Source organism: Snodgrassella communis (assembly GCF_914768045.1).
Lineage (GTDB): Bacteria > Pseudomonadota > Gammaproteobacteria > Burkholderiales > Neisseriaceae > Snodgrassella > Snodgrassella communis.
Window position 1 is genome coordinate 270,549 of the sequence record NZ_CAJZCD010000002.1, and the last position, 26,063, is coordinate 296,611.

The following is a 26,063-nucleotide window of genomic DNA, read 5'->3' on the forward strand; positions in this document are numbered from 1 at the left end:
TTAATGTTCAAATGGTGTTCTGGTATGCCAGTCACTATGTTGCTGAATCTGATGTGCAACACCAAGCAAACGGCTCTCTGCAAAGTAATTACCAATAAGTTGAACACCTACTGGCAGTCCGCTGGAAGTGAAGCCAGCAGGTATTGCGATACCCGGCAAACCAGCTAAATTAAGTGAAACAGTATATATATCGGATAAATACATTTGTACTGGATCATTATTATGACTTGCTAATGCAGGTGCCGCAGTAGGTGCAACAGGTGCAAGAATGATATCGCACTGATGTAGTACAGTCTGAAAATCATTTGCGACCATCCGGCGTAATTTTTGTGCTTTCAGGTAGTAGGCATCATAGTAACCATGAGATAAAACATAAGTTCCAATCATGATCCGGCGTTTCACCTCATCGCCAAAACCTTCTGCGCGACTGTTACTATACATTTCATCCAGATTGCTAAATTCAGTCGCACGATGACCATAACGGACACCATCATAACGAGACAAATTGGTACTGGCTTCAGCTGATGCAAGTACGTAATAGGCAGGTATGGATAATTCAGTATGAGGCAAGGTGACATCGACAATTTCTGCCCCTTGTTTTTTCAGTAATTCTAAAACATTATCGATAGATGCATGAACCTGAGTATCAAGCCCCTCTCCAAAAAATTCACGAGGCAAGCCTACTTTCAGTCCTTGTAACGGACGGTTTAAATCTCGAGTATAGTCTTCTTTATCACGCTCAATACTGGTTGAGTCATATTTATCAAAGCCTGCCATGCTGTTCAGTAACAGAGCACAGTCTTCAGCTGTCTGTGCCATTGGCCCAGCCTGATCAAAGCTGGAAGCATAAGCAATCATGCCAAAACGACTGACTACGCCATACGTTGGTTTTAGGCCGGTGATACCACAATGAGATGCTGGCTGGCGGATAGAACCGCCGGTATCTGATCCCAGTGCTGCCGGAGCTAGACGTGCAGCAATAACTGCTGCAGAACCACCGGAAGAACCACCCGGTACATGTTCATGCTGCCATGGATTACGGGTAATACCATAGTGGGAAGACTCAGTAGTTGATCCCATGGCAAATTCATCCATATTGGTTCGCCCAAGGGTAACCATGCCTGCATCAAGCAGATTTTGCACAACAGTAGCTGTATAGGGGGCAATAAAATTGTCCAGCATTTTGCTGCAACAGGCACTGCGCCAACCTTGCTGGCAAAAGATATCTTTATAAGCTATAGGTATACCTGTTAAGGGTGTAGCTAAGCCTTGTTGAATAAGTGTATCAGCAGCTTTGGCTTCAGCAATGGTACGATCTTTATCCAATGTTACAAATGCATTTAGGCCGGCATTGTCCTGTGCAATTGCTGCCAGATATTCTTGCGCCAATTCGCTGGCGGAAGCCTGTTTTGATTGCAGTAAATCACTGCACTGTTTTAATGTATAATTTTTCGGCATAAGATTATATAGCTTTCAGGTAACACTTGCTTGAGGTTGCCTGCAATGAATTCAATCGGAGTAATGTAAGGTTAATGGAATAAAATATGGGCTTATTCTATAACCTTAGGGACGAGGTACAGATCTCTGTCTACTAGTGGGGCACATGACTGTAATGCATAGTGCTGATCTTTTTCGGTAACACTGTCTTCGCGTAAACGTAGTGCCAGTTCATGCGGATGCGCCATCGGTTCAACCCCGTCAGTATTGACTTCCTGCATTTTTTCCACCAGCTCAAATACATGATTAAGTTCTACCAACATGTTATTTCGCTCGGTTTCTGAAAGACTCAAGCGAGAGAGGCGTGCGAGCTTATCTACATCACTTAATGTTAAAGCCATCAAAAAATCCTTAAATTTGATTTAGCAAAACGGGCAAACTGCGGTATCATTGCGCGTTCTGATTTGGTTATTACATAGTGTCAGATTATAACCGAAAACCCTATTCTTTGGCGCATTGATTTGCTTTGGGTAATGTGTCACACAATAGCTTTTGCCATACTTATAATTTTAAAGTTCATTAGGACAGTCTCATGTTTCGCTTCTTTACAAAATATTTATCCAATGATCTGGCTATTGATCTAGGTACAGCTAATACTTTGATTTTTATTAAAAATAAGGGAATTGTACTTAATGAGCCGTCGGTTGTTGCTGTGCAAAACGATACCATAAATGCGAAAAATGGTATGCTGGCTGTAGGTACAGCAGCGAAAAAAATGCTGGGGCGTACCCCAGGCAGTATTCAGGCAATCCGGCCGATGAAAGATGGTGTAATCGCTGACTTCAATGTCACTGAAAAAATGCTTAAGCAATTTATCAAAAAAGTAAACAATAGTCGCTTTACTGCACCTCGTATTGTTATCTGTGTTCCATGCGGTTCAACTCAGGTTGAGCGCAAAGCCATTCGTGACTCTGCTCTGGCTGCCGGAGCTTCAATTGTTAATCTGATTGAAGAACCAATGGCCGCAGCTATTGGTGCTGGTTTGCCGATTGAAGAACCAACCGGTTCTATGGTAGTTGATATTGGTGGTGGTACAACCGAGGTAGGTGTAATTTCTTTGTCTGGTGTGGTTTATTCTCATTCAATCCGTGTTGGCGGAGATGCGTTTGATGATGCGATCATCAACTATGTTCGTCGCAATTACGGTATGTTGATTGGCGAATCAACTGCTGAAGAAATCAAGAAAAATATTGGTTCCGCCTTCCCGGGCATGGAAGTTAAAGAGATTGAAGTGAAGGGTCGCAATCTGGCTGAGGGTATCCCCCGTGCCTTTACAATCAGTTCGAATGAGGTATTAGAAGCACTGACTGAACCATTGAATCAGATTGTACAGGCTGTTAAAAATGCACTGGAACAGACGCCACCGGAACTGGGGGCAGATATTGCCGACCGTGGTTTGGTGCTTACTGGAGGAGGAGCATTGTTAAAAGGGCTGGATCGCCTTCTGTCAGAAGAAACCGGCCTACCAGTAATGATAGCTGAAGATCCGCTGACATGTGTTGCTCGTGGTTCTGGTCATGCGCTGGATATGATTGGTAAAATGAATTCTGTATTTGTATCCAACCCTTAAAAGCCGTAGTTTTTTTATTGTAATTAATAATGGCAGAGCCTTCTCTCAATTTTGTCCACAATGGCCTGCGCAGTACCAGTAAACTAGTTGTCTTGTCTCTGGTTGCGGTTGCATTGCTGTTGCTTGATAATCGATATGATGTGGTTAAAATCAGCCGCAATTATATCGGTACGGCTTTATATCCCTTGCAATGGCTGGCTATGCAGCCAGTAAATATTGTTTCTAATGGTATGGTTTTTTTTGAGAAACAGCAAAATCTGAGCAGTGAAAACAAGATGCTAAAGGTTCAGAATGCGCAGCTAAAATTACAAATCAGCCAGCAGGAGGTACGGTTAAAGTCTATGGTGAATCTGGATAATCTGATTCAGCTACAGAAAACAGCACTACCTCAGGCACAAGTGGCTCAGATTGTATCTAGTGATACTAATCCACTGGCTGATCGCTTTGTTATTGATAAAGGCAGTCATCATCAGATTCGTCAGGGCGATGCTGTAAGTGACGAACATGGGTTAATTGGGCAGGTCACATCTGTTCAGCCATTGAGTTCTGAAGTAACGCTGATAACCAATAGTAATGCGGTTATTCCGGCAATGGTGATGCGAACCGGAGTACGTACATTGGTTTATGGCCGTTCAGGCAGTCTGGATCTGCGCTATTTTCCGGCGAATGCCAGCCTATTGCGTAATGACTTGCTGGTCACTTCAGGAATGGATAGTATTTATCCGGCTGGTATACCTATTGCTACTGTGACACAAGCACAAAGTGGTAATGGTTCGCCTTATTATCGTGCACAGATTGAACCTATTGCGCAATTACGTAATAGCAATTTTGTACTTGTTATTCCACAAAAGCATGGGCAGACTGCTCATTATTCTGCTGATGCAGCAGTTACCAACCTATCATCTGCCAATCATGACTGAAGTTGACAGCCTGCACCGTCATACCCGAAAACGGCTTATTATTTTAAGCCTGATGGCTGCACTATTTTTTGACCTGATTCCTTTTCCGCAGCCATTAGCTGGCTGGCTGCCAGCCTCGACGGCTATGATGACCTTGTACTGGAGTTTACACCGGCCACAAAATATTGGTATCGGTATGGCTTTTTTATTGGGTCTAATAATGGATGTTGGTCTAGGAACGCCGTTTGGTCAACATGCGTTGGGTATAATGGCAGCAGTATATCTGGTTGAGCATAACAGGCATCAGATGCTTGGTTATTCTTATGGATATCAGGCACTAACTATTTTGGGTTGTCTGATGCTGATGACACTGGTACTGGTGATTGTACATTTCTTCGCTACCCATCAGTTTACTGGCTGGAATCTGTTTGTTTCTCCATTTATCAGTGCTCTGCTCTGGCCTCTTTTATCCAAATTCATGCTTTATCTCGCCTATTCCAGACGTCTATGAAAGCACTGCAATTTCGAACCAAAAAAAAACGTCCGTCCAAACCTACCCAGTATGGTGATTTAGGGCTACGGATTGCGGCTGCTTTTATATTAATAATTATCTGTTTTTGCCTGTTGATTGCACGCTTTGTATATCTACAGGTAATTAAATATGATGACTATGTCACTGCTGCTACAAATAACCGCATTTCATTGATATCCATCCCACCAATTAGAGGGGAAATAGTTGATATCAATGGTGTGGTACTGGCGCATAATTATCCAGCTTATTCGCTGGAATTAATCCCAAATCAGGTACCGGGTAAGCTTGAAGATACAATTAATGCATTGCGAGCATATGTAGACATCAGCAATGGTGACCTGAAACGTTTTAATAAATTCCGTGCTGATTATCGTTCTTATGACAAAGTTCCATTAAAACTCAAATTAACTATGGAGGAAGCCAGCCGTCTGGCAGCTGAGCTGTATCGTTTTCCAGGTGTAGAAATTAATGCGCGAACTTTTCGAGATTATCCGTACGGCGAATTGCTGGCTCATATAGTGGGCTATATCGGCCGTATTAGTGACCGCGATATGACGGCTCTTGATAAAGCGAATTTGACTAGCTTATACCGTGGTAGCACACATATCGGCAAAATGGGATTGGAAGATTACTATGAGCGGCAGCTGCATGGTATACCAGGTTATCGTGAAGTTGAAAAAGATGCTCAGGGGCATATTGTCCGTACAATTAAAACTGTACCGGCAATTCCTGGACAAACACTTCGTTTAGGATTGGATATCCGTATGCAGCAGGAAGCAGACCGCCTGATGGGAAATAAACGAGGTGCTTTGGTGGCCATCAATCCACAGTCGGGTGCAATACTGGCGATGGTATCTAAGCCAAGTTATAACCCCAACCTGTTTATTGATGGAATTGATACGGATACTTGGAAAAGCCTGAATGAAGACTGGCGTCACCCCTTGCTAAATCGCGCTACTCAGGGAATGTACCCACCCGGCTCAACCTTCAAACCATTTTTGGCCATGGCCGCACTTGAAAGTGGCAAACTGACCCAAAGTACTGTTTTGCCAGCACCCGGTTTTTGGAGTATTCCCGGTTCTACCCATCAGTTTCGCGACGCTGCCCGCGGTGGGCATGGTTCAGCTAATCTGAGCAAAGCTATTCAAGTCTCGTCTGATACATTTTTTTATCGTCTAGGTTATGAAATGGGTGTTGACCGCATGTCACCCTATTTAGCCCAGTTTAATCTGGGGAAACAGACTGGCATTGATATTAATCATGAATATGCGGGTGTATTGCCCACGCGTGCTTGGAAAGAAAAAAGATTTGCCCGAAATAAACCACAGGCACGGGTATGGCAGCCGGCAGACAGCGTTAGTATGGCTATTGGGCAGGGTTATAATGCCTATACTCCTTTGCAGATCGCTTTTGCAACAGCAATTCTGAGTAATGATGGCGTTGTTTATCGCCCTCACCTAGTTCAAGCGTTGCTTGATCACAACTCACAAAAAATGACTTTGATCGACCCTCAGCCGGTTCGAACAGTACCATTTAAGCGCAGCAATTTTGAATATGTTAAGGATGCGATGCAAAAGGTATTGAAACCAGGCGGTACTGCAGCAGCTGTTGGTTCTGGTCTGAGTTATACCATGGGCGGCAAAACCGGCACAGCACAGGTAGTACAGATTAAACAGGGTGCTCGTTATAATGCTGCGGCGCTTAAAATGCAGCTACGCGACCATGCTTGGTTTATTGCATTTGCACCAGTGGAAAAACCACAGATCGCTATTGCTGTCATTCTCGAAAATAATGGTTGGGGTGCTACAGCTGCACCGATTGCACGGCAATTGGCTGATTTTTATCTATTGAAATTAAAAAATTTACCTAGTGCCGGTCAGGCAACCAATACTGCGGATTTACCCGTAAATGATTTATCCAATGATGCCATGATGGATGCCTTGCGACACGATGAACACAGTCAAGCTGCTTTGCCACCATTACTGCGCGCTTATCGTCCTCAGTCTGGCTTGTGAGATAAATGATGATTAATGAAAAACAATGGCTGAAACGCTTCTGGTACAAATTATGGGCACCAATGGATGTATGGTTGTTCTATGCCATGCTGATTATTTATGTTATGAGCCTATTTCTACTGTATTCTGCTGACGGACAGGATTTTGGACAGCTGGAAAATAAAACTCTGCATACTATTCTCAGCTTTATTCTACTGTGGGTGATTGCCCGTACGCCACCGCAGATATTAAGTAATTTTGCTTTACCTGCATATTGTTTGGGTGTTTTGTTGCTGCTTTGTGTGCATTTTGTCGGAATTACTGTCAATGGCTCAACTCGCTGGCTGAATATTGGCATTGCTCGTATTCAACCGTCTGAAATCATGAAAATTGCCGTACCCATGCTATTAGCTTGGTTTTTTCAGAAAAATGAAAGCAATATTCGCTGGTACCACTACATCAGTGCCTTTGTACTGATTCTTATTCCCGTGGCACTGATATTAAAACAGCCGGATCTGGGTACAGCCACGCTGATTATGGCTTCTGGTCTGTTTGTGATATTTTTTGCCGGTTTGCCGTGGAAAGTCATTATTTCAGCGGTTATTGGCTTTATAGCCATGCTTCCTGTAATTTGGAATTATGGAATGCATGATTATCAACGTATGCGAGTTTTAACCCTGCTTGACCCCACTAAAGACCGCCTCGGAGCCGGATACCATATTCTACAATCCATGACAGCAATTGGTTCGGGCGGCATTTGGGGTAAGGGCTGGCTAGAAGGTTCTCAAACCCATCTTGATTATATTCCTGAATCTACGACAGACTTTATTTTTGCGGTCTTCGGTGAAGAATTTGGTCTAATCGGAAATATTCTGCTAGTGACTGTATACACATTTATTCTTATGCGAGGATTATATATTACCTTTAAAGCACCAACTCTGTATTGTCGTACTTTGGCTGGTGCGTTAACCATGACCTTATTTTGTTATGCATTTGTCAATATGGGTATGGTTAGCGGTATTTTGCCGGTGGTTGGCGTGCCTTTGCCATTGGTAAGCTATGGCGGTACGGCCACTTTATCGGTAATGGTTATTCTGGCGATGCTGATGGGGATCAGTAATCAGCGCAAACAGTAACAGATATCAGACTGCTATTTAATTTGTGCGTTTATAGCAACAATAAAAAAATCGAAACCTTTAAATATTAAGGTTTCGATTTTTTTGATTAAATATCAAAGCTAAATCTAAATAGCTATCTAAAATTTTTTACTTAGATCTGTGAGTTAAGACTTCATCAATCAGACCATATTTTTTCGCCTCTTCCGCAGACATAAAATTATCGCGATCGGTATCTTTTTCAATTTGAGCCAGTTTTTGTCCGGTATGCTGTGCCAGATGTTCGTTTAACTGCTTTTTCAGTTTGAGTAATTCACGCGCATGGATTTCTATATCCGAAGCCTGACCACCTAGTCCACCACTGATAAGTGGTTGATGAATCATAACCCGACTGTTTGGTAAGGCAAATCGTTTACCCTTTGCTCCAGCGGACAGGAGGAAAGCACCCATACTTGCAGCTTGCCCCAGACATAAAGTTGCTACATCTGGCTTAATAAAATTCATGGTGTCAAATATGGACATCCCAGCAGTTACTGACCCACCGGGGGAGTTGATATAAAGTGAAATATCCTTATCAGGATTTTCACTTTCCAGAAATAGTAACTGAGCTACAACCAGATTGGCGGTTTCATCAGTAACCGGACCAACCATAAATATAATCCGTTCCTTTAATAGGCGTGAATAGATATCATACGCACGTTCTCCGCGTCCACTCTGCTCTACAACCATAGGTACCAGACCCAGATTTTCAATATGTGACATGTTTTTCCCTCAATTGAAATAAAAGCACCCAAGCAGCTTCACAACTACTTCGGTGCTTTGGTCGTTGTTTAATGCGTATTACATTCAGGCTTGAGCCTGTTGTCCCATAACTTCATCAAAAGTCAGTACTTTATCTGCCACTTTTGCTTTACTTAAAACGTAGTCAACTACATTCTGCTCTATAGCCAGTGAAGTAGGTGCCTGCAAATTCTTTTTATCGCTATAATACCAGTCGATAACTTCTTGCGGGTCTTCATAGCTATCAGCAAACTCGTTGATTACGTTACGTACCTGTTCTTCTGATGGTTCCAGTTTTTCTTCACGCACCAGTTCGCCCATAATCAGGCTGATGGCCACACGACGGCTTGCCTGCTCATTGAACATATCCAATGGCAATTCCAAATCTTTCTGATCCATACCCTGCGCCGCAAAATTTTCTTTCATGCGCGCGGCCATGGTTTTTGCTTCTTCTGTAACCATTGATGAAGGAACATCAACCGGAGTAGCAGCCAGCAAAGCATTGATGGCACTGTCTTTAGTCATTTCACTTACGCGGCGGTTTACTTCACGACTGACATTTTTCTTGATTTCAGCACGCATTTTTTGTACATCGCCGTCTTCAATACCCAGTGATTTGGCAAATTCTTCATTTACTTCAGGCAACACTGCTTCAGAAACATTTTTTAGGGTAATGGTGAAAATAGCTGTTTTACCGGCAATATCCTTGCTCTGGTAATCTTCCGGGAATGTTACGGAAACTTCTTTTACATCACCCTCTTTCATGCCAGCAATACCCGCTTCGAAGTCAGGTAGCATCTGACCTTTACCCAGCAAGAATGGGTAGTTTTCTGCACTACCACCTGCAAATACTTCACCGTCAATCTTACCGGCAAAATCGATAATTACACGATCGCCATTACGCGCTTCACGTTCTACATGATTGAAACGGGTACGCTGCTGACGCAGGATATCTACGGTTTTGTCAATTTCCGCGTCGCCAATTTCAGTACTGAATTTAGTTACTTCCTGAGTACTCAAATCACCAAGTTTAATTTCAGGAAATTCTTCAAATACGACCGCAATTTTATAGACTTTTTCATCGTCCTGATCAGCGTCTTCCAGTGCAGTAAGGCTTTTCAGGCCGGCAACTTTCAGTTTTTCAGCTACGATAAGTTCTTCAAATGCTTTATGAGTCATTTCATTCAGCACTTCATCGCGAATGCCGTAACCATACATGGAATCAATTATTCTCAGCGGTGCTTTACCTGGGCGAAAGCCATCAATGCGAGCACGTTTCTGTGCCACTTTCATGCGTGCGTTGACTTTTGCTCGGATGTCTTCCCAGTTCAGAGCCAAAACAATTTTACGCTCTAAATTATCTAATTTTTCTACTGTTACGCTCATCGTAAACCCTTAGATGTCAGTTGATCTGATTTGGTTCATTTGTCTTAAAAGTACTGCTTGAGGGTGTACGCACACGGGCATTCACTCATGCAGACAAAAATTAAATGGCAAGTGTACCATAAGCCTATATAAAAGCCTATGTAATGACGAAAACACTTGTGGCTGCTTATGGCTAATTGCAGTTATGGCTTGTTTTCATTATCCGTTCTACTTCATACCAATAGCCATCATTACGTTGTTGTACCAATGCTATCATGCCCTGCCGGATTTGCTTAATCTGATTGAAATTAACAATAGCATTACTGCTTACACGTACTGGTGATATAAAGGATAAGTGATCAAGTACATAGAATCGATTGTGCGCCTGAGATTCAAATTCTGCCCAGTTTTCAATATGGCGTCCCTGCCAACACAAGGGATTTAAAGGTAGCTGAAAGTGCTGGCTGGCTGAGGGGGTGAATAGCATGCCACGGATAATGCTTGCATGTTGTAACTGGCTGGATTCAGGTATCAAGTCTTTCAATACACTTTCAGCAGCAGGCTGCGTACTTAATGCCAATTGCTGTCTGATTTTGTGCATTTTGTCTATCAGCCGGTCTGCTTTGTTCAGACCAATGAAGCTTTCTGTCTTGTCTGACTGACTAGCATAATATTTGCACGCTAATTCTAGATGATATATCTGGTTATTAAGCTGCACGATAAAATCAAAAGCGCCGATTGTGCGCTGATTATTCTGAACAGGTAGATTATGGACAATTAAGCGGCTGTGTGGTGCATGTAAAAACCAGTAATGAAGTAAACGTTCGGCGTATACCCCCAGATGAGTGTGGTAAGCACCATGCTTTTTCAGGAACAGGTATAAATCATCCGGTTTTTCATCCAGAGACAGCAGAAATCGAAATCCGTCGTCTCCTAATAATATCGAAACCGGTAGCTCAGCAGATGATATCCAAGGTGATGGTGCGGTCAGTAAACTGGCCAAATCCCGTACAATCGTTTTTTTCAAACGCCACCAGAGTGCATCAGAAGCATAATTCATGAGTTTTTCTCTCTATATCGGTAAATCTTGCAATTAGATGCTAATTTTGCTTTTTCTGTATTTGCTGATTTACGGTGTTATAAAAGCCGCGTAGGATGTCGATATCTTCTGTGCTTAGCTGAGCCCGATCAAACATGGCAGCCATGCGCCGCATCAGTCGTTCTTCATTGCGACGGTTAAAAAATCCGGCTGTATCCATCACCTGACGTAAATGCTCCACCATACTACTGGTCTGCTGATGTGTGGCCAGATTTGGCTGCTGCTTTAAATAAGCCATGCTGATATCGACATGGCTGAAGAGTTCATAACAGATTACCTGCACTGCCTGAGCCAAGTTAAGAGAAAAATAATCAGGATTACCATTGATGGTAATCAGACGATTGCAACTTTGTACTTCTTCGATACTCAAACCAAAAGTTTCATTACCAAATACCAGTGCTATTTTTTGCCCTGTTCGCGCGGCATCAATCAGCGATGGCATAATCTCACGTGGCGTATGTAATGGCGCAGTCAGTTCTCGACGCCGGCTGGTTAAAGCACACGACAGCGTTGTATCAGCCAGTGCTTCATTGAGTGAAGCAAAAATTAGTGCATTTTCCAACACATCGCATGCACCAGATGCAAGAGTAAAACTTTCTTCAGGCAAAACAAATGCAGCAGGATTGGTATGATCAAACACGGCAGGCCGTGGTGTCATTGGAGTTTGCATCAGATTCGGAGCCACCAGTATCAATCTGTTTAATCCCATTGTTTTCATGGCTCGTGCTGCGGAACCGATATTGGCCGGGTGGCTGGTGCGTGTAAGTACAACTGTAATGTTATTAAGAAAATCGGGGAGTATGGGTTTATTCATGTTTGCAATTTTAAGAATGAGGGCACTCTGGCAGCTGGACGTAGATAAATACTGTATATTATAGCAAAATCATTCTATGCAAACGGTAGCTCTGGTGTGCCGGTTTGGGAAAAAATGCTTTTTGCCGTATAATTGCTTTCTATCTATTCTGTTTAATTGCCGCAATGTTTTTTGAGATGCGGCTTTTGTTCTTTAACACACGTCATTTTGTATCTGTTATAAGCTTTTATCAGTCCTATCACGAGAATGAGCATGAATCCTATTTTAACTACTGCCTGGAAAGCAGCACGCAAGGCCGGCCAAATGATGCATCGAGCCAGCAGCAACTTAAATACTATTAAAATTGATAATAAAGCTGCCAATGATTTTGTTTCAGATGTTGATCGTGAAGCAGAACGTATTATTGTTAATACTCTTCAGGAAGTATACCCTCACCATGCCATTTTGAGTGAGGAAGCTGGTCATCTGGGTAACGAAAATGCTGAGTATCAATGGATTATCGATCCGCTGGATGGTACGACAAATTATTTGCATGGTCATAAACAGTATGCCATTTCAATGGCTTTACTGCATAAGGGAACTTTAGCTGAAGCACTAATTTACGCGCCGGAACAAAATGATCTGTATGTCGCCAGCCGTGGTCAGGGGGCTTTGCTGAATGATAAACGCATTCGAGTAAGTAGTCGCATTGATTTGCTGCGCAGTCTAATTGCAACGGGTTTTCCAGTTGTTGATCAGACTATGATGGACACTTATCTGGCTATTTTAAAAGATGTGCTGGCAAAAACAGCTGGTGGGCGCCGTGAAGGATCGGCTGCGCTAGACTTATGTAATGTGGCCTGTGGCCGTGTAGATGGTTATTTTGAGTTTAATTTGAAGTCGTGGGATATTGCAGCTGGTGCTTTGATTGTGCAGGAAGCCGGCGGTATTGTTACTGACATGCAAGGCGAGCAGACTTGGCTGGACAGTGGCGATATTGTGGCTGCCAATCCGAAAATTTTGGCACAATTATTGCAAATAATTGCACCACATTTAGTAATATAATATATTTTGTGGTGGTTTAAGTGGTTAAACCACCACCAAATTTTATATCTGCCTTGATTAGGGGTAGTAGTCATGAAAAAAATTCTGTTTACCACTTTGTTGGCTTCATATGCCGGTCTGGTGATGGCACAAGATATCATTGCCAATAATGCATGGGCACGATTCAGTGTATCCGGCATGTCTTCCAGCGGCGTATTTATGGATTTGGACAATCATTCTGGTAAAGATGATGTATTACTGAGTGCATCCTCACCGATAGCCAAGTCCAGTGAAATACATGAAACTGTTGAAGTAAATGGTGTGATGAAAATGCGTCCTTTAGCGCATGGTCTGTCTCTGCCTGCCGGACAGGTAACTCAGCTACAACCGGGCAAAATGCATATTATGTTGCTGGGTTTGAAAAAACCTCTGGTAAAAGGGACTACTATTCCAATTCGCTTAACTTTTCGCCATGCCAAACCGGTTACGCTTAATGTGCCGGTTAGTGTAGCTCCTGTTACTAAAACAGATCCAACCATGCCAGAACATTCGCATATGCATCACTAAGTTAGCCTCCTAGCTAGATAATTGAACTAATCTTGCTTAAATTGCAAACCTGAGTTGGTTAAGGTGACGTGGTGTAACTTTTGTTGAATTTAAGCTGTTTAACTTAGTGTTTAATCTCTGCTGTGCGTTTAGCATAGATGATCTTTGCTGTCCGTAACAGATATTTCTCTAAATACATAATTTTGTATTAAGCAGATTGCTGCTTTTTGAAAATAATTTTATTTTAACTGTTTATGATTTCCTTATTGCATTCAGGCAAATTCTGGCTGAAATTGGTAGTATTTAGCTGCCTGAGCATTATTTCGCTCTTAATCATTGATATGATTGTGCTACATTATTTGTTTAATGCAGAAGAAATCAATAAGCGTGCTAATGCACTCGTGGCTGAAAGTGGACGTCAGGTGGTTTTTGACTCCGATATCAGCCGCTCAATGTTTCCACGTCCAACTGTAACCTTGCATCAGGTACACATCAGAGATAAAGCTACCAAAACAGATGATATCAGTATTGGTAATATGAAAATTGGTCTAGGCTGGCAGAGTCTGTTTGGCCGTCTGACCATTGAAAAATTGCAGCTAACAGATGCGCATATTAGTCTGACTCGCAATAATCAGGGACAATGGAATTTAGCTGATTTATGGAAAAAGCCACGTCAGGGCAATAATTTACAGCTTAATCGTCTGATTTTGGAAAATGCCAGTCTCCGTATTCATGATGGAATTAATCTGCAACAGATTAATCAGCTAAATCTAAAATGGCGTAATCTTGGCCGTACCGGTCTGCTTCAGTTGAACGCTACATCAAGTGTTTCAGATATACCAACTATGCAATACCAGCTGAGTGCCGTATACCACCCTGATGCAGTAATGCAGTGGCAGGATGTTAAGCTCGGTATAGTAACCTACCTATCAGCTTTGGGTGAAAGTAATGGCCAGTGGCATTTCAATGCTCGCTGGCTGCCGCAACAGCAGTTATTACAGACAACTGCTGTGCAATGGCAGTGGCACAGTCAGCGTAATCAATTACATGTTACTGGTAACGGGCAAAACTGGCAGGTAGGATGGACAAAACTGTTCTTACCGCAGGTAAATGGTGTGGCCACGGCACAGATTGGCGATAATGAAATTAATGCAACCTTATCGGCAAGCAATATCAGTTGGTTGCAGAATCGTTGGTCTCTGCCTCAGTTTCAAATCGACAGTGGCTGGCAAAGTCATTTATATCAGACTGCATTGACCTTGAGTGGTCAATTATCTTGGCTGGATGTGCGTCACTGGAAAATTGATAATTTTTCCGTGAGCAGCCATCAAGATACCGTAAATGCCCTACCCAATTCACGTTTTATTAGTGATTTATCAGGTATCGTACAAGGTGATGATGCTGGTAATGGCCAACTCAATCTGCAAGGTCAGTTTGATAATCAACCAATAAATATTGCACTGGATTACCAAAATGACCGGCATCAAAGCAAAATAAGTGGCAATATTCACCTAGCACAGTTAAATTTACGTCCTTACGTAGAGACGACTACAGGTTTGCTACCATCTGACTGGCAACAACTCTGGCATCGCTGGTTCAAAAACAATTTGCTGAAAACACAACTGGCTATTGATTCCATCTTCACGCCGACAATACAGCTAAACCAGTTTAAAACTCAACTAGCTATAGATGAGCGTAATTTCACTTTGACACCAATCAACGTGCAAATGTATGGTGGTAGCAGTAATGGTATGTTGCAGGTAACTAATGCCAATCCATTGATATGGAAAGTACAGCAACACGCCAAACGTGTGCAAATGAAGTCTTTTCTACAGGACACATTTGGTTTGCATAATCTGGATGGTAATGGCGATGCAGACTTTGATTTTCATGGTATTGGCATTAACCGTCAGCAGTGGTTATCCAGCCTGAGTGGGCTGGCACGAATCCAAATTCATCAAGGTGTTTGGAATGGCATTGATATCAATAATATTCTACAGAACAGTGATAACCAGACTACAGTAACCTATAACGAGACCAACCAAACACCATTTCGGTTTATTAAACTGGCTATTCCATTAAATAATGGCTACACCAAAAACAGTCGTATTGAATTGCATGCCGATAATTTTGATATTAAAGGTACGGGCAATGTTAAGTGGTTGCAACAGCAGATGGATTACAATGTGTTGATTGCTACACGACGGGAAAAACAGCAAAACCTGTTACCATTACGTATCAATGGTACATTTACCCGCCCCGCTTTTACCATTGATTATCAGCGTTTGACTGCTGGCCTGCATACATCCCAGCAAAAACAAGACAGTTTGCGGCAAACATTGCAGCAGCAATGGCTGTGGTTGAATCAGGGAAGTAGTGCATCATCCGAAAACCATGAGCCAGCACACCAACAATGAGTATTTACATTTTTCATGAATGGCCACAGCCAGATGAGTTAGCCCAGCAGCTAGGCAATGATAAACAGGCAGAGATAGTGGTTGTGACTGAAAAGTGGCCAGAATCGTTGACAGCAAGATCTTCTGCTGGCCAGAACATTGCACAGTTATGGCTTGAGGCAAAAGTATTCTGGCAACAACAGCCGGTATTCAGCTATCCCTTTGGTGATGCCGGTAAATTCACGCTTATTCAGCCGCAAGTATATGAACAGTGGTGCCAGTTTAATCCTAATATGGTCTGCACCACACCTGAATACTCTAAATTTATTTATAAACCTTGGCTTACTTTGCCAACCCCAATACCGGTTAAATCGGTAGTAATTATTGGTGCCGGTATTGCCGGAGCAAGCACGGCTTTTGCACTGGCAAAACGCGGTATAGCGGTAACAGTGATTGAGCAACACTCAATTGCCAGTGCGGCATCAGGCAATCATCTTGGTCTTTTATATGCGAAAATCTCAGCACACGCGACTATACAAACGGAATTGTTACTGGCCAGCTATGGGTACAGCCGTGCGCTTCTGAAAAACTGTCTGCCAGCTGGGAAAGGCTGGCTGGACTGTGGTGTTATCCATTTGGATTACAACGCAGCCGAAAAGCAGCGTAATACTTTGTTGGCACAGCAAAATCCTCACAATACACTTTTTCAGACTGTAACAAAAGCTGAGGCTGAACGGATTGCTGGTATTGATGTGCCTTATGGTGGTTTGTGGTGGCCTTATGGTGCAGCAATTAATCCATTTAGTTTAACTGAGGCTTTACTCAGGCATCCGTTGATAAGCGTGTTAACTGCCACTAAAGCAAATACAATCTCCCGTCAGAATGATTTATGGCAGATTGGCTGTCAGAATCAGCAAAAGTCATTTTATCTTGATGCATCTCATATTGTGATTTGTGCTGGCGCTGAGAGTAACTCCCTCTATCCTGTGGCTGGATGGCCACTGCATAAGATACGCGGGCAGACAACCACAGCCAGCTTACGCTCGGGAGCCACTCAGATAAAGTGTGCACTCAGTGGTAATAGCTATATTACGCCACCATGGCAGCATAAACTATGCTTTGGCGCCACATTTCACCCTAACCAAACCAATGATGATTTATCCGTCGCGGATGAACATTTTAACTGGGAACAATTACGTCAATGGCTGCCACATCTGGCTGCAAACTTAAATCCGAATACTAGCCCACAGGGACATGCAGCAATACGTTGCGATGCTTTCGACCATCTACCAGTAGTGGGGCCTGTTGGAGACACAGCTGCCATGCTGGTGCAGTATGCACAATTACGTCTGGACAAAAACTACCCGCTTACCCAGCCCTGTCCGTGGCAGCCGGGTGTATTTGTTAATACGGCTCATGGCAGCCGTGGGTTGGTAACCGCACCACTATGTGCAGAAGCCATAGCCGCAACTATGCTTGGCCTGCCATCACCATTATCAGTACGGCTGCAACAGGCACTCCACCCTAATCGCCTGCCCATCAGATCGCTGACGCATCACCAGTCATTCCGATTATCAACTTAAACACAATAACATTTTGCGCTGGCGCAATGTTATAAGGTATCATTGCTGTAATGTTATATAGTAACATTTATTTCTAGACTGAATTTGGTAAGGGCATAACATGTTTTCTCTTTTGCTGTGTGGCGTGGGTAAACGCTTATCCTGGGTGGGTGTGATGCTTGGATTATTGTGGTTAATGTATGCATGGGCAGTATCCGCATCATGAGTATTCAAGTTGAGAATGTTACTGTGAGCTATCGGCACCGTCCGGCTATTCACCATATTAGTATCGATTTTAATCCCAATGAAATGTGGGCTATATTTGGCCCTAATGGTGCGGGTAAATCAACATTGCTGAAAGCCATCATGCATCTTGTCCCCCTTGATAGTGGTGAGATTCGCTGGCAACACTTGCAACGGTCGGATATTGCCTATCTACCCCAACAATCTGATATTGATCGCAGCCAGCCAATGAGTGTTTTTGAGCTGGTAGCAATGGGACTATGGTATGAAACCGGCTTTTTTTCCGGTATATCTACAAACATGCATCAACGTATTCTGAGCGTATTAAATGAGGTAGGCATGCTGCAATATAAGCAGCGCAGTATTGCCCAATTATCCAACGGACAGTTTCAACGTGTATTACTGGCACGCATGCTGATTCAGAATGCCAAAGTACTATTGCTGGATGAGCCATTTAATGCCGTAGACGCTGCCACTACTTTTGCTTTGCTTGATATTCTCAAAGCGCACCAACAGCAACAGCATTGTACAGTGATTACCGTTTTGCATGATTACGAACAGGTACAAGCCTATTTCCCCAATACCCTGCTGATTGCGCGTGAAAAAATTGCCGCTGGAAAAACTGACAGCGTATTAACAGATCAATATTTGCAACAGGCTGCAAAAGCCATGCAACAATATGAACAGAACCAGTGGTGTGATAGGTAAATCAATGAATATTGCCCAATTACTTCTAGAGCCTTTTGCTGATTACGATTTTATGCGTTTTGCCCTGTGCTCAATAGTATTCTTGGCTGTAGGGGCAGCACCGGTAGGTGTTTTTCTGATGATGCGGCGAATGAGTTTGGTAGGAGATGCTCTGGGGCATGCTATTTTACCGGGTGCAGCAGTAGGTTATATGTTGGCAGGTTTAAGTCTGCCAGCCATGAGTATAGGTGGCTTTATGGCTGGCCTACTAATGGCTTTACTGGCTGGGCTTGCCAGCCGCTTTGCCAATGTACGAGAAGATGCCAGTTTTGCAGCTTTTTTTCTTACCTGTCTGGCACTTGGTGTTGTATTGGTAAGTAGAGGTGGTAATAGCGTAGATTTGCTTAATTTATTGTTTGGATCCATTCTTTCAGTGGATCGGGCGGCATTAACTTTGGTCGCCATTGTCAGCAGTATTACCATGGTGGTACTGGCGGTTATATATCGGCCTCTTATGCTCGAAAGTATCGACCCTTTGTTTTTACGTTCTGTAAATGGCAAGGGAGCACTATGGCATATTATATTCTTGATACTTGTGGTACTGAATCTAGTCTCAGGCTTTCAGGCACTGGGCACACTGATGTCAGTAGGTTTAATGATGCTGCCCGCCATCAGTGCACGCTTATGGCATAGAACCATGGGCGGCATGATGGCAATAGCAGCCATTATTGCAGTAGTTTGTGGCTACATTGGCCTGTTATTGTCTTACTATATTGATTTGCCTTCCGGCCCAGCCATTATTTTGTGCTGTGGCTTTGTCTATATTTTGTCATTATTTGTCGGCAGCGAAAGTGGTATTTTACGGCGTTTATACAGACGCCAACGCCACCATGTTGCCTGAAATAGAGTATTGATTAATAAACATTTTAGGAGATATGATAATGAAACGTGGCTTTTTTATCTGCTTGTTAACCTTTTGTCTGACGGGCTTTGCACGCATGATTTATGCTGCCCCTGTACCCGTCATTACCAGCTTCAGTATTCTCGGTGATATAACTCAGCAAATTGGTGGTGAACGCGTTCAAGTAGATAGCCTGATTGGCACCGATCAGGATGCGCACATGTATCAGCTGGTAAGCAAGGATTTGCGCAAAATGCGTACAGCCAAGCTGATTTTGCTCAATGGTTTAGGACTGGAACCATTATCTTTACAACGTGCAGCCCAGCAAAGCCGTATTCCCGTATTCATTATTACTAAGGGAATTCAGCCTTTGATGATGACAGATGATGGACACAATCACCATCAGCATACCGATCCGCATGTGTGGAATGATCCGGTGCTGATGCAGACCTATGCGCGTAATATTGCCAATGCACTAATCAGTGTAGACCCGCAAGGTAAAGCCTATTACCAGCAGCGGCTGGCCATCTATCAACAGCAGCTTGCGGAATTAAATAGCTGGGCCAGCAAAATGTTTAATGCTGTACCGCCAGAAAAACGAAAAGTACTGACCGGACACGATGCTTTTGCCTACATGGCTAAACGTTATCGGATTCAATTCATCGCTCCGCAGGGCGTAAGTACAGAAGCAGAACCGTCAGCGAGACAAGTAGCAGCAATCATCAACCAGATTCGGCGCGAGCATATTAAAGCCATTTTTATTGAAAATATAAAAAATCCGAAAATGGTACAGCGGATTGCCAGTGAAACTCAAACCAGAATCAGCGGCCGCCTGTATTCCGATGCATTAAGTAAAAGCACGCCTGCTGCTACCTATATTGATATGTTCCGTTATAATGTCAATGCTCTAACTGCTGCAATGAAATAAACTGACAAACTCTCGTATAACACAGTAACTTTAGATACTATTTATATAGCGATTACATTTAATTTTGCAGAGCCAGCCGCCAGTTGTGTATATCAGACTGGCGGTTTTGCTCAAAATTTTCCAGCATTTCCAGTTCGAAACGTGAGAAACCTGCCTGCTCGCGTGCATCCATATTTACATAGCCACGAAAAATAAATAAATCATAGCGACTGAGTAAGCGCCGAAATAAAGCCAATGGTTCCAGACCACGCAGTCTGCATAGATACTGATACCAATAATTTCCCACCTGCACATGACCTACTTCATCGTGATAAATAATATCCAGAACGGCACATGTAGCATCATCGCCCTTTTGCGCTATTTTAGCACGCATTCCCGGAGTAACATCCAATCCACGCGCTTCCAGCACTCTGGGTACCAGAGCCATACGCAGCAGCGGATCAAATGCAGTTTTATAAGCCATGTCCCACAAATGATTATGCGCGGAAAAATCACCGTAATCGTAACCGAGTGTCTGTAAACGCTTTCGCATAAGCTGGAAATGATGAGCTTCTTCAGCGGCAATGCGCACCCAATCGCGCGTAAATTCTTCCGGTAACAACCTGAAACGATAGGCTGCATCAAGCGCCAGATTGATTGCATTAAACTCAATATGACAAACCGCATGCAGTAAAGCTGCATAGCCTTCTGCTGTCGTAAATTTGCGACTTGTAACTTTGTCCGGCGATACTAATTCTGGCTTCACCGGATGGCCGGCAAAACGAAAATCTTTGATTACAGCGCATTCATCCCGTTGCAAGGCATTTGCTGGCGTTTGTGCACACATCTGTTGTGCTTCGATACTCAGAGTACATTTTTCAGCTGGCTGACAACTTAGTAAGGCTGATTCCAGCAAAACAGCAATAGACATTTTCAAAAATAAACGTAAAATAAATTATTAATAAGTATACATGCCCTGCCCATATAAATTAAACTGCCATTTAAATAGATTTAACTTTACATGCAGCACAAAGTGTCTATTGGTTTCACAATATAAAATCGTTAACGCAAAAGGATAAATACATGAATCACTCACGTACGCTCAAAGGTACCCTGCTTGTTCTGGCTTTATCAGTTACCTTTCCTGCCATGGCGGATAACAATTGGCAAACCTGTAAAGAAAAACAACAACAGATTGAACAACAGCTGCAATATGCTCGCGCCAACAATAATCAGAAACAGATTAATCGATTAAACAGAAAAAAAGCTAATATTGCCCAAAACTGTAGCAACGAAGATTTACGGCGCAAATATACCCTGAGAATCGACAAATTAAACTATAACCTTAACGATACTCAGCGTAAATTGGACAAGGCTCAGGCTAAAAATGACAGCCATAAAATCGCTCATTTGCAAAATAAACTGAATGAAAACAAAATTAAACTTCAGCAAGCAAAACAGGATTTTGCTCGTTTTGAGCAGGCAGCAAAACGTTAATTAGTTAAACCAATACTAATGAGAAATCTAATAGAATAATGATTTTTCATTAGTATTTATATTGCGCAATTAATCTTATTTGGTTCTTACATAATTAAAATATAATTCAAATGTAAAAAAATACTGTCATAACAAATGATTTATTTTATGCAATGGACAATGCATGACATATTTTAAGATTAGTATTATTAATTTATAACTCTGTTTCAAGCCGCTTATTCTAGCTGGCATCAACCTGAAAAGCATAAAACTGCAAATTATTTTCATAAAATCGATTAGAATAATTTTGCCATTTTGTTGGTCGATTGGGAAATAATTTTCACCCACCATTCCTAAATTAACCTACTGAACCGGCAATTATCTGTCAATTTCTGGTTGAACTTTAGCTATAACCCGCTAAAATATTCACCAATAGTTAAACAAAGGAGTAATCAATGCGAATTTTGAGTAAAGCTGTGCTTAGTGGCGTAATGGTCATCAGTTGTGCACTGGTTAATGCTGGCGGTTTAGATACTCTGCAGAAGTTCAACTCTGATACAGATGGTATATCAGGCCAGTTTACCCAGACAGTTCACAGTAAAAAACGTACTCAAACCACATCTGGGACATTTGCCATTCAACGCCCGGGGCTTTTTCGCTGGGAATACACGCAGCCTTATAAACAGACTATTGTTGGTGACGGTAAAACCGTCTGGTTATATGATCAAGATTTGGCTCAGGTAACCAAACAAGAGCAAAATCAGACAATTGGTGATTCACCGGCAGCCATTCTATCCAACAAATCAGCATTGAACGCCAACTATTCTTTGTCAGACGATGGCAATAGCGATGGCATCGACTATGTTCGTGCCATACCAAAACGCAGTAATACCGGCTATCAGAATATTCGTATAGGCTTTCGTGGCGATAATCTGGCCAACATGCAATTAAAAGACAGTTTTGGCAATCAAACTACCATCACTTTTAGCAAAATCAATACCCATCCACAATTTAACCGCAGCCAGTTTAAATTTACCCCACCCAAGGGCGTAGATGTACTGAGCCAATAATAGCAAGTGTGATTAAATAAAACAGGCAGCTAAAATCTGCCTGTTTTATTTCGCTGTCAGCACCGGTATACATATGTATGTCCGTTATGGGAGCTGCGACACCAGCGTGGCCTGAACATCATCCAATTCATGTCATCATCCCATCTGCGCTGCATTGCCCAGTCTCGCGCCTGTTGTAATTTAACCTGATTCACATAATTATTCCAAGCCAGTTTATAACAGCTCTGAAAAATCGGCAGATTAATCTTTTGCCGGTATTCTTCCGCTATTCTGGCATTGGCAGGATCAGAAAAAAAAGCCGGATTTTGCATTTGTGCCTGCATCAATTCAGCAGTACGCGCATCACATTGTGCAGCCAAATCCAGCTGAAGTTTCTGTTCAGCCGCTTTTTCCGCCGCCGCCCGAGCAGCTTTTTGTTCCGGCGTAGCACAAGCAGCCATCAATAGCCCCATCAAGCCCAAAGAACAAATTCTACGCCAATGCATCTTGAGTCCTTCAATCCGACCAACAAACAATTATCATTATACGCCAATATATTATCCCATTTAGAGGACTAATGGTATAAGGCTATTGTAGTATTTTTTCTGACACCGGTTTACGCTGCCAGTAAGGTCGATAGTTATGCAATGGATTCCAATGTAATGGACTGGCAGATAAACGTGTCTGCAAACCTCCCATCCGATCTGTGCGTAACAGCATAATACTTTCCTGCGCCAGTAATTGCTGTACCTCTACATGAGGGTGACCATAAGGATTGGCAAAACCGGCACTGACAACAGCATATTGTGGCGCTACAGTACGAATAAAATTTATATCGCTTGAATTACGGCTACCATGATGACCTAAAATTAAAATCTGGCTAAATAAATTATCACCATAAGCCGTCACTAAAGCACGTTCACCTTTTTTACCTAAATCACCAGTAATCAGTATGGCTTTATCTGAACTCACAACGCGTAACACACAGCTATGGTCATTTTTTCCGCTTTTGGCTTCCACTGGCAGGTTGAGAAATTCAAACCATACTCCATCCCATTGCCAGTTGGTACCACCCTTACATGCTTGTACTGGAAATGAATATGCTTGCGGTTGCCCGACAATAATGCTTCGCGGTTGCAGATGCTGCTTAATCAGCAGCGTACCACCATCATGGTCGCTATCATTATGCGACAACACCAGCGTATCCAGCTGTCTGATACCGGCAGCACGTAAATTGGGTAATAATGCAGATTGTGCCGCATACGCGGTTCCTGTATCAAACAATAATTCATGTTTTGCCGTACTAATACTTACAGCCAAACCCTGTCCGATATCCCATATTCTGACAACGGTCTCACCCTGAGCTGGGCGTGGTGGCTGATAACAGAGCAATAGCAGCACAATCAACAGACATAATGGACGTAAATACCAGCCCCGCGGCAGCAGTAATAGCAAAACGGCAATAATCGCCAACACCCACAATGCCAGAGGTGCGTGGGCTGGATAATATTCAGGGGCATAATCAGCTATTGTGTATAGCAAACGCATGGTTTGTTCACTCAGATAAGCGGCAACTGTACGCAAAATATCCAAGGGAATAATTAATGACAGTAAAGCCAGCGGTACCAGAATCAGCGTGAACCAAGGAATTGCCAATGCATTCACAAGCGGGGATATTATCGGTACCGAACCAAAACAAAAAGCCACCAGTACCACCGAAGCCAGCCCAGCTGCCCACTGTGCCAGTACCAACTGCCGCCATTTGGCAGTATGGCCATAGCCCTCACCTGCCCACATCAACACAGCAACCAGTAGAAAAGACAACCAGAATCCAACGCTTAACACAGCCAGAGGGTCAAACAGCAACACAATCGCTATCGTTAACCACCATAGCTGAAAAGCACGCAAATACCCGCGTCGCCACGTTAATGCCAGAATAATAATCATCAGCATACTGCGCTGGGTGGGCACAGCAAAACCAGCCAGTGCACTGTAGATAATAGCGGTAAGCACAGCTGTACATCGTGTGTAAATCCATGGCTGGTACACACGTATGGGTAAATACAGCAAGCATTTGCCGCATAACCATGCAGCTAACATCGCTAGCATACCGACATGCAGACCAGAAATACTAACCAAATGATTCAATCCAAGTGGGCGAAATATTTGCCATGCTGCTGCGGGTAATGCAGACTGCTCACCGACGGCAAGCGCTTTGAGCAAAGCAACACCCTGCGGGTAAGCCTGAATCTGTGCCTGCCAGCGTGCACTACACCATACACGCCATTGAACCAGCCATTGCTGCCAGCCAGTTGACGCAGGTAATGCTTTACGCTGCCCTTTGACAATAGTACCCATCGCACCAATATGATTAGCCAGTGCCCAGGCTTCCCTGTTGAAACCAACCTTATTGTTTTCGCCAATAATAGCACGTACTTTTGCCCTTATCTGCCATCTGCTGCCCGGTGGCCATGATTGTTTTGTGTAATCAGTCAGTAGCCATTGCTGCTGTTGGCCATTTGGTAACGTTACCTGTGCCACAAAGCGGCTGCGCTGCTGATCCTGCTGGGGAATATCTGCTACTTGAATAACAACATCTAGTAACTGTGCTTTATCAGTTAGTGGCCATTGCTGTTGCAATACTATATCAGTGCGCCATAACGCAAATATCACACCAGCACAGATTGCACAGCCAAATCGACACCATTGCCAGCCTGTCCACACTGTCAATACAACCAAAGTAACAAAAGCATATAACCACGGCAAAATTACAGGCGAGGGTAATAGATAAGATCCACAGACACCCACAACCCACCACGGTAACCAAGCACTGGCAAAACGCATACTTGTCATATCGACAGTTATAGCTTCCCTAAAAATATATAATTAAATTTTATATTTACACCAAATATATTATACCAAATAAATTTACATTAGTTTTTACTGGTAATCTATTGAAAATCAAGTAAAAATAATAAATAATTCAAGCGTTTCTAGATTAGAAATTTAAATTGACATCAGGTTGTATATTGAATTTCCAAATTTCCCAATAAGCTTTTCCTAAGCGCGAGAGAATATCGGTTCATACATCCGATAATGATTTATTGATAGAAAATACTACCATAACTGATTTGAGCAGAAGATTTAAAGAACCCTGTAACGATCTAGATAAAGATATGTGCAAGCTTATTGACACTATTTCGATGAAAGTTCAGGTAATCCGATTTAAAAGATACAAATAGTGAAACATTAGACATTATTCTTTTATAATTAAATATTTATATAAATATTACTCATGCAACCATTCTCATGCGTAAACTAAAAATTTGAATTGCATATAAAAAACTTGAAATATCTATAATAGAATACCATCATATAATAAAAGACACTTCCCGAATCATACTGAATAAATAGCATATCGGTTTTCAACTTATCGGACACATCTCATTAAAACTAATTTACCGCAAACTGTGTTTATGCTTAGAAGATTAATTACGCGTAAAGACTGATAAAGACAGCTTATATCTGCACAAACTATCCGTTTAAAATTGAATTTAATCAACTTCAGTAATAGTCGGTGTGAAAACAACCAAATGTAGGTATAATAT

The 26,063-nt window shown here is 42.6% G+C and carries 23 protein-coding genes; 14 read left to right on the top strand and 9 right to left on the bottom strand.

What is annotated here, in order from left to right:
- Positions 1-1,458 (bottom strand): Asp-tRNA(Asn)/Glu-tRNA(Gln) amidotransferase subunit GatA, encoded by a 1,458-nt coding sequence (gatA, locus tag MJ761_RS03280; protein ID WP_093090412.1) that lies wholly within the window; start codon positions 1,456-1,458, stop codon positions 1-3.
- Between the two features lie 92 nt (positions 1,459-1,550).
- On the bottom strand, positions 1,551-1,838 hold the full coding sequence (gene gatC / locus MJ761_RS03285; protein WP_093090410.1) for an Asp-tRNA(Asn)/Glu-tRNA(Gln) amidotransferase subunit GatC: 288 nt from the start codon (positions 1,836-1,838) through the stop codon (positions 1,551-1,553).
- Between the two features lie 191 nt (positions 1,839-2,029).
- Here gatC and MJ761_RS03290 point away from each other — a divergent pair, with 191 nt between their 5' ends.
- Genes MJ761_RS03290 through rodA form a run of 5 tightly spaced genes read left to right on the top strand, consistent with a single transcriptional unit; the run spans position 2,030 to position 7,628 of the window.
- A complete protein-coding gene (locus tag MJ761_RS03290; RefSeq protein WP_037405504.1) occupies positions 2,030-3,067 on the top strand; it encodes a rod shape-determining protein in 1,038 nt (345 codons plus the stop codon).
- Between the two features lie 29 nt (positions 3,068-3,096).
- The gene (mreC, locus tag MJ761_RS03295; RefSeq protein WP_093090408.1) at positions 3,097-3,987 is read left to right on the top strand and encodes a rod shape-determining protein MreC; all 891 of its coding nucleotides are present in this window, start codon (positions 3,097-3,099) and stop codon (positions 3,985-3,987) included.
- Positions 3,980-4,477 (top strand): rod shape-determining protein MreD, encoded by a 498-nt coding sequence (gene mreD / locus MJ761_RS03300; RefSeq protein ID WP_176715016.1) that lies wholly within the window; start codon positions 3,980-3,982, stop codon positions 4,475-4,477. Before mreC ends, mreD begins: the two co-directional genes overlap by 8 nt.
- Positions 4,474-6,513: a penicillin-binding protein 2 gene (mrdA, locus tag MJ761_RS03305; protein WP_093090403.1), complete on the top strand. Its 2,040-nt coding sequence runs from the start codon at positions 4,474-4,476 to the stop codon at positions 6,511-6,513. The genes mreD and mrdA overlap by 4 nt, the downstream gene beginning before the upstream one ends.
- Before the next feature lie 8 nt (positions 6,514-6,521).
- On the top strand, positions 6,522-7,628 hold the full coding sequence (rodA, locus tag MJ761_RS03310; protein WP_093090822.1) for a rod shape-determining protein RodA: 1,107 nt from the start codon (positions 6,522-6,524) through the stop codon (positions 7,626-7,628).
- 129 nt (positions 7,629-7,757) lie between these two features.
- On the opposite strand, the gene clpP is transcribed toward rodA, so the two are convergent.
- The 4 genes from clpP to MJ761_RS03330 form a co-directional block, all read right to left on the bottom strand.
- The gene (gene clpP / locus MJ761_RS03315; RefSeq protein ID WP_037405496.1) at positions 7,758-8,369 is read right to left on the bottom strand and encodes an ATP-dependent Clp endopeptidase proteolytic subunit ClpP; all 612 of its coding nucleotides are present in this window, start codon (positions 8,367-8,369) and stop codon (positions 7,758-7,760) included.
- A gap of 84 nt (positions 8,370-8,453) precedes the next feature.
- Positions 8,454-9,773: a trigger factor gene (gene tig, locus MJ761_RS03320; RefSeq protein ID WP_037405494.1), complete on the bottom strand. Its 1,320-nt coding sequence runs from the start codon at positions 9,771-9,773 to the stop codon at positions 8,454-8,456.
- A 172-nt stretch (positions 9,774-9,945) separates the two neighbouring features.
- Positions 9,946-10,812: a DUF1853 family protein gene (locus tag MJ761_RS03325; protein WP_093090401.1), complete on the bottom strand. Its 867-nt coding sequence runs from the start codon at positions 10,810-10,812 to the stop codon at positions 9,946-9,948.
- Positions 10,813-10,852: 40 nt separating this feature from the next.
- On the bottom strand, positions 10,853-11,665 hold the full coding sequence (locus MJ761_RS03330; protein ID WP_093090399.1) for an RNA methyltransferase: 813 nt from the start codon (positions 11,663-11,665) through the stop codon (positions 10,853-10,855).
- A 252-nt stretch (positions 11,666-11,917) separates the two neighbouring features.
- Between MJ761_RS03330 and MJ761_RS03335 the strand changes: the two genes are divergently transcribed.
- From MJ761_RS03335 to MJ761_RS03365, 7 genes are all read left to right on the top strand, one after another.
- Complete coding sequence (locus tag MJ761_RS03335; protein WP_037405487.1) at positions 11,918-12,709, top strand: inositol monophosphatase family protein; 792 nt, start codon at positions 11,918-11,920, stop codon at positions 12,707-12,709.
- 72 nt (positions 12,710-12,781) lie between these two features.
- Entirely contained in the window at positions 12,782-13,255 is a 474-nt protein-coding gene (locus tag MJ761_RS03340) for a copper chaperone PCu(A)C (protein WP_093090397.1), read from the top strand.
- A 233-nt stretch (positions 13,256-13,488) separates the two neighbouring features.
- The gene (locus tag MJ761_RS03345; protein WP_093090395.1) at positions 13,489-15,651 is read left to right on the top strand and encodes an AsmA family protein; all 2,163 of its coding nucleotides are present in this window, start codon (positions 13,489-13,491) and stop codon (positions 15,649-15,651) included.
- Positions 15,648-17,213, top strand: a complete 1,566-nt coding sequence (mnmC1, locus tag MJ761_RS03350; RefSeq protein ID WP_093090393.1) for an FAD-dependent 5-carboxymethylaminomethyl-2-thiouridine(34) oxidoreductase MnmC1 — start codon at positions 15,648-15,650, stop codon at positions 17,211-17,213. Before MJ761_RS03345 ends, mnmC1 begins: the two co-directional genes overlap by 4 nt.
- A 201-nt stretch (positions 17,214-17,414) precedes the next feature.
- A complete protein-coding gene (locus MJ761_RS03355) occupies positions 17,415-18,143 on the top strand; it encodes a metal ABC transporter ATP-binding protein (RefSeq protein ID WP_176715015.1) in 729 nt (242 codons plus the stop codon).
- A 4-nt stretch (positions 18,144-18,147) separates the two neighbouring features.
- The gene (locus MJ761_RS03360) at positions 18,148-19,023 is read left to right on the top strand and encodes a metal ABC transporter permease (RefSeq protein WP_093090820.1); all 876 of its coding nucleotides are present in this window, start codon (positions 18,148-18,150) and stop codon (positions 19,021-19,023) included.
- Between the two features lie 97 nt (positions 19,024-19,120).
- Positions 19,121-19,951: a metal ABC transporter solute-binding protein, Zn/Mn family gene (locus MJ761_RS03365; RefSeq protein ID WP_176715029.1), complete on the top strand. Its 831-nt coding sequence runs from the start codon at positions 19,121-19,123 to the stop codon at positions 19,949-19,951.
- Positions 19,952-20,009: 58 nt separating this feature from the next.
- Here the strand turns inward: MJ761_RS03365 and MJ761_RS03370 are convergent, their stop codons facing one another.
- The gene (locus tag MJ761_RS03370; RefSeq protein WP_369796807.1) at positions 20,010-20,867 is read right to left on the bottom strand and encodes a ferritin-like domain-containing protein; all 858 of its coding nucleotides are present in this window, start codon (positions 20,865-20,867) and stop codon (positions 20,010-20,012) included.
- 146 nt (positions 20,868-21,013) lie between these two features.
- Here MJ761_RS03370 and MJ761_RS03375 point away from each other — a divergent pair, with 146 nt between their 5' ends.
- A complete protein-coding gene (locus tag MJ761_RS03375; protein ID WP_093090385.1) occupies positions 21,014-21,427 on the top strand; it encodes a DUF1090 domain-containing protein in 414 nt (137 codons plus the stop codon).
- Between the two features lie 470 nt (positions 21,428-21,897).
- A complete protein-coding gene (gene lolA / locus MJ761_RS03380) occupies positions 21,898-22,476 on the top strand; it encodes an outer membrane lipoprotein periplasmic chaperone LolA (RefSeq protein ID WP_239364940.1) in 579 nt (192 codons plus the stop codon).
- Between the two features lie 56 nt (positions 22,477-22,532).
- Here lolA and MJ761_RS03385 read toward each other — a convergent pair whose 3' ends face one another.
- Entirely contained in the window at positions 22,533-22,961 is a 429-nt protein-coding gene (locus MJ761_RS03385; protein WP_141683392.1) for a hypothetical protein, read from the bottom strand.
- Between the two features lie 82 nt (positions 22,962-23,043).
- Positions 23,044-25,308: a DNA internalization-related competence protein ComEC/Rec2 gene (locus MJ761_RS03390; protein ID WP_093090379.1), complete on the bottom strand. Its 2,265-nt coding sequence runs from the start codon at positions 25,306-25,308 to the stop codon at positions 23,044-23,046.
- Positions 25,309-26,063: the final 755 nt, after the last annotated feature.

Bases quoted from the DNA above. Each gene is read 5' to 3' on its own strand.
- gatA (WP_093090412.1), bottom strand. From the start codon at position 1,458: ATGCCGAAAAATTATACATTAAAACAGTGCAGTGATTTACTGCAATCA.
- gatC (WP_093090410.1), bottom strand. From the start codon at position 1,838: ATGGCTTTAACATTAAGTGATGTAGATAAGCTCGCACGCCTCTCTCGC.
- MJ761_RS03290 (WP_037405504.1), top strand. From the start codon at position 2,030: ATGTTTCGCTTCTTTACAAAATATTTATCCAATGATCTGGCTATTGAT.
- mreC (WP_093090408.1), top strand. From the start codon at position 3,097: ATGGCAGAGCCTTCTCTCAATTTTGTCCACAATGGCCTGCGCAGTACC.
- mreD (WP_176715016.1), top strand. From the start codon at position 3,980: ATGACTGAAGTTGACAGCCTGCACCGTCATACCCGAAAACGGCTTATT.
- mrdA (WP_093090403.1), top strand. From the start codon at position 4,474: ATGAAAGCACTGCAATTTCGAACCAAAAAAAAACGTCCGTCCAAACCT.
- rodA (WP_093090822.1), top strand. From the start codon at position 6,522: ATGATTAATGAAAAACAATGGCTGAAACGCTTCTGGTACAAATTATGG.
- clpP (WP_037405496.1), bottom strand. From the start codon at position 8,369: ATGTCACATATTGAAAATCTGGGTCTGGTACCTATGGTTGTAGAGCAG.
- tig (WP_037405494.1), bottom strand. From the start codon at position 9,773: ATGAGCGTAACAGTAGAAAAATTAGATAATTTAGAGCGTAAAATTGTT.
- MJ761_RS03325 (WP_093090401.1), bottom strand. From the start codon at position 10,812: ATGAATTATGCTTCTGATGCACTCTGGTGGCGTTTGAAAAAAACGATT.
- MJ761_RS03330 (WP_093090399.1), bottom strand. From the start codon at position 11,665: ATGAATAAACCCATACTCCCCGATTTTCTTAATAACATTACAGTTGTA.
- MJ761_RS03335 (WP_037405487.1), top strand. From the start codon at position 11,918: ATGAATCCTATTTTAACTACTGCCTGGAAAGCAGCACGCAAGGCCGGC.
- MJ761_RS03340 (WP_093090397.1), top strand. From the start codon at position 12,782: ATGAAAAAAATTCTGTTTACCACTTTGTTGGCTTCATATGCCGGTCTG.
- MJ761_RS03345 (WP_093090395.1), top strand. From the start codon at position 13,489: ATGATTTCCTTATTGCATTCAGGCAAATTCTGGCTGAAATTGGTAGTA.
- mnmC1 (WP_093090393.1), top strand. From the start codon at position 15,648: ATGAGTATTTACATTTTTCATGAATGGCCACAGCCAGATGAGTTAGCC.
- MJ761_RS03355 (WP_176715015.1), top strand. From the start codon at position 17,415: ATGAGTATTCAAGTTGAGAATGTTACTGTGAGCTATCGGCACCGTCCG.
- MJ761_RS03360 (WP_093090820.1), top strand. From the start codon at position 18,148: ATGAATATTGCCCAATTACTTCTAGAGCCTTTTGCTGATTACGATTTT.
- MJ761_RS03365 (WP_176715029.1), top strand. From the start codon at position 19,121: ATGATTTATGCTGCCCCTGTACCCGTCATTACCAGCTTCAGTATTCTC.
- MJ761_RS03375 (WP_093090385.1), top strand. From the start codon at position 21,014: ATGAATCACTCACGTACGCTCAAAGGTACCCTGCTTGTTCTGGCTTTA.
- lolA (WP_239364940.1), top strand. From the start codon at position 21,898: ATGGTCATCAGTTGTGCACTGGTTAATGCTGGCGGTTTAGATACTCTG.
- MJ761_RS03385 (WP_141683392.1), bottom strand. From the start codon at position 22,961: ATGCATTGGCGTAGAATTTGTTCTTTGGGCTTGATGGGGCTATTGATG.
- MJ761_RS03390 (WP_093090379.1), bottom strand. From the start codon at position 25,308: ATGACAAGTATGCGTTTTGCCAGTGCTTGGTTACCGTGGTGGGTTGTG.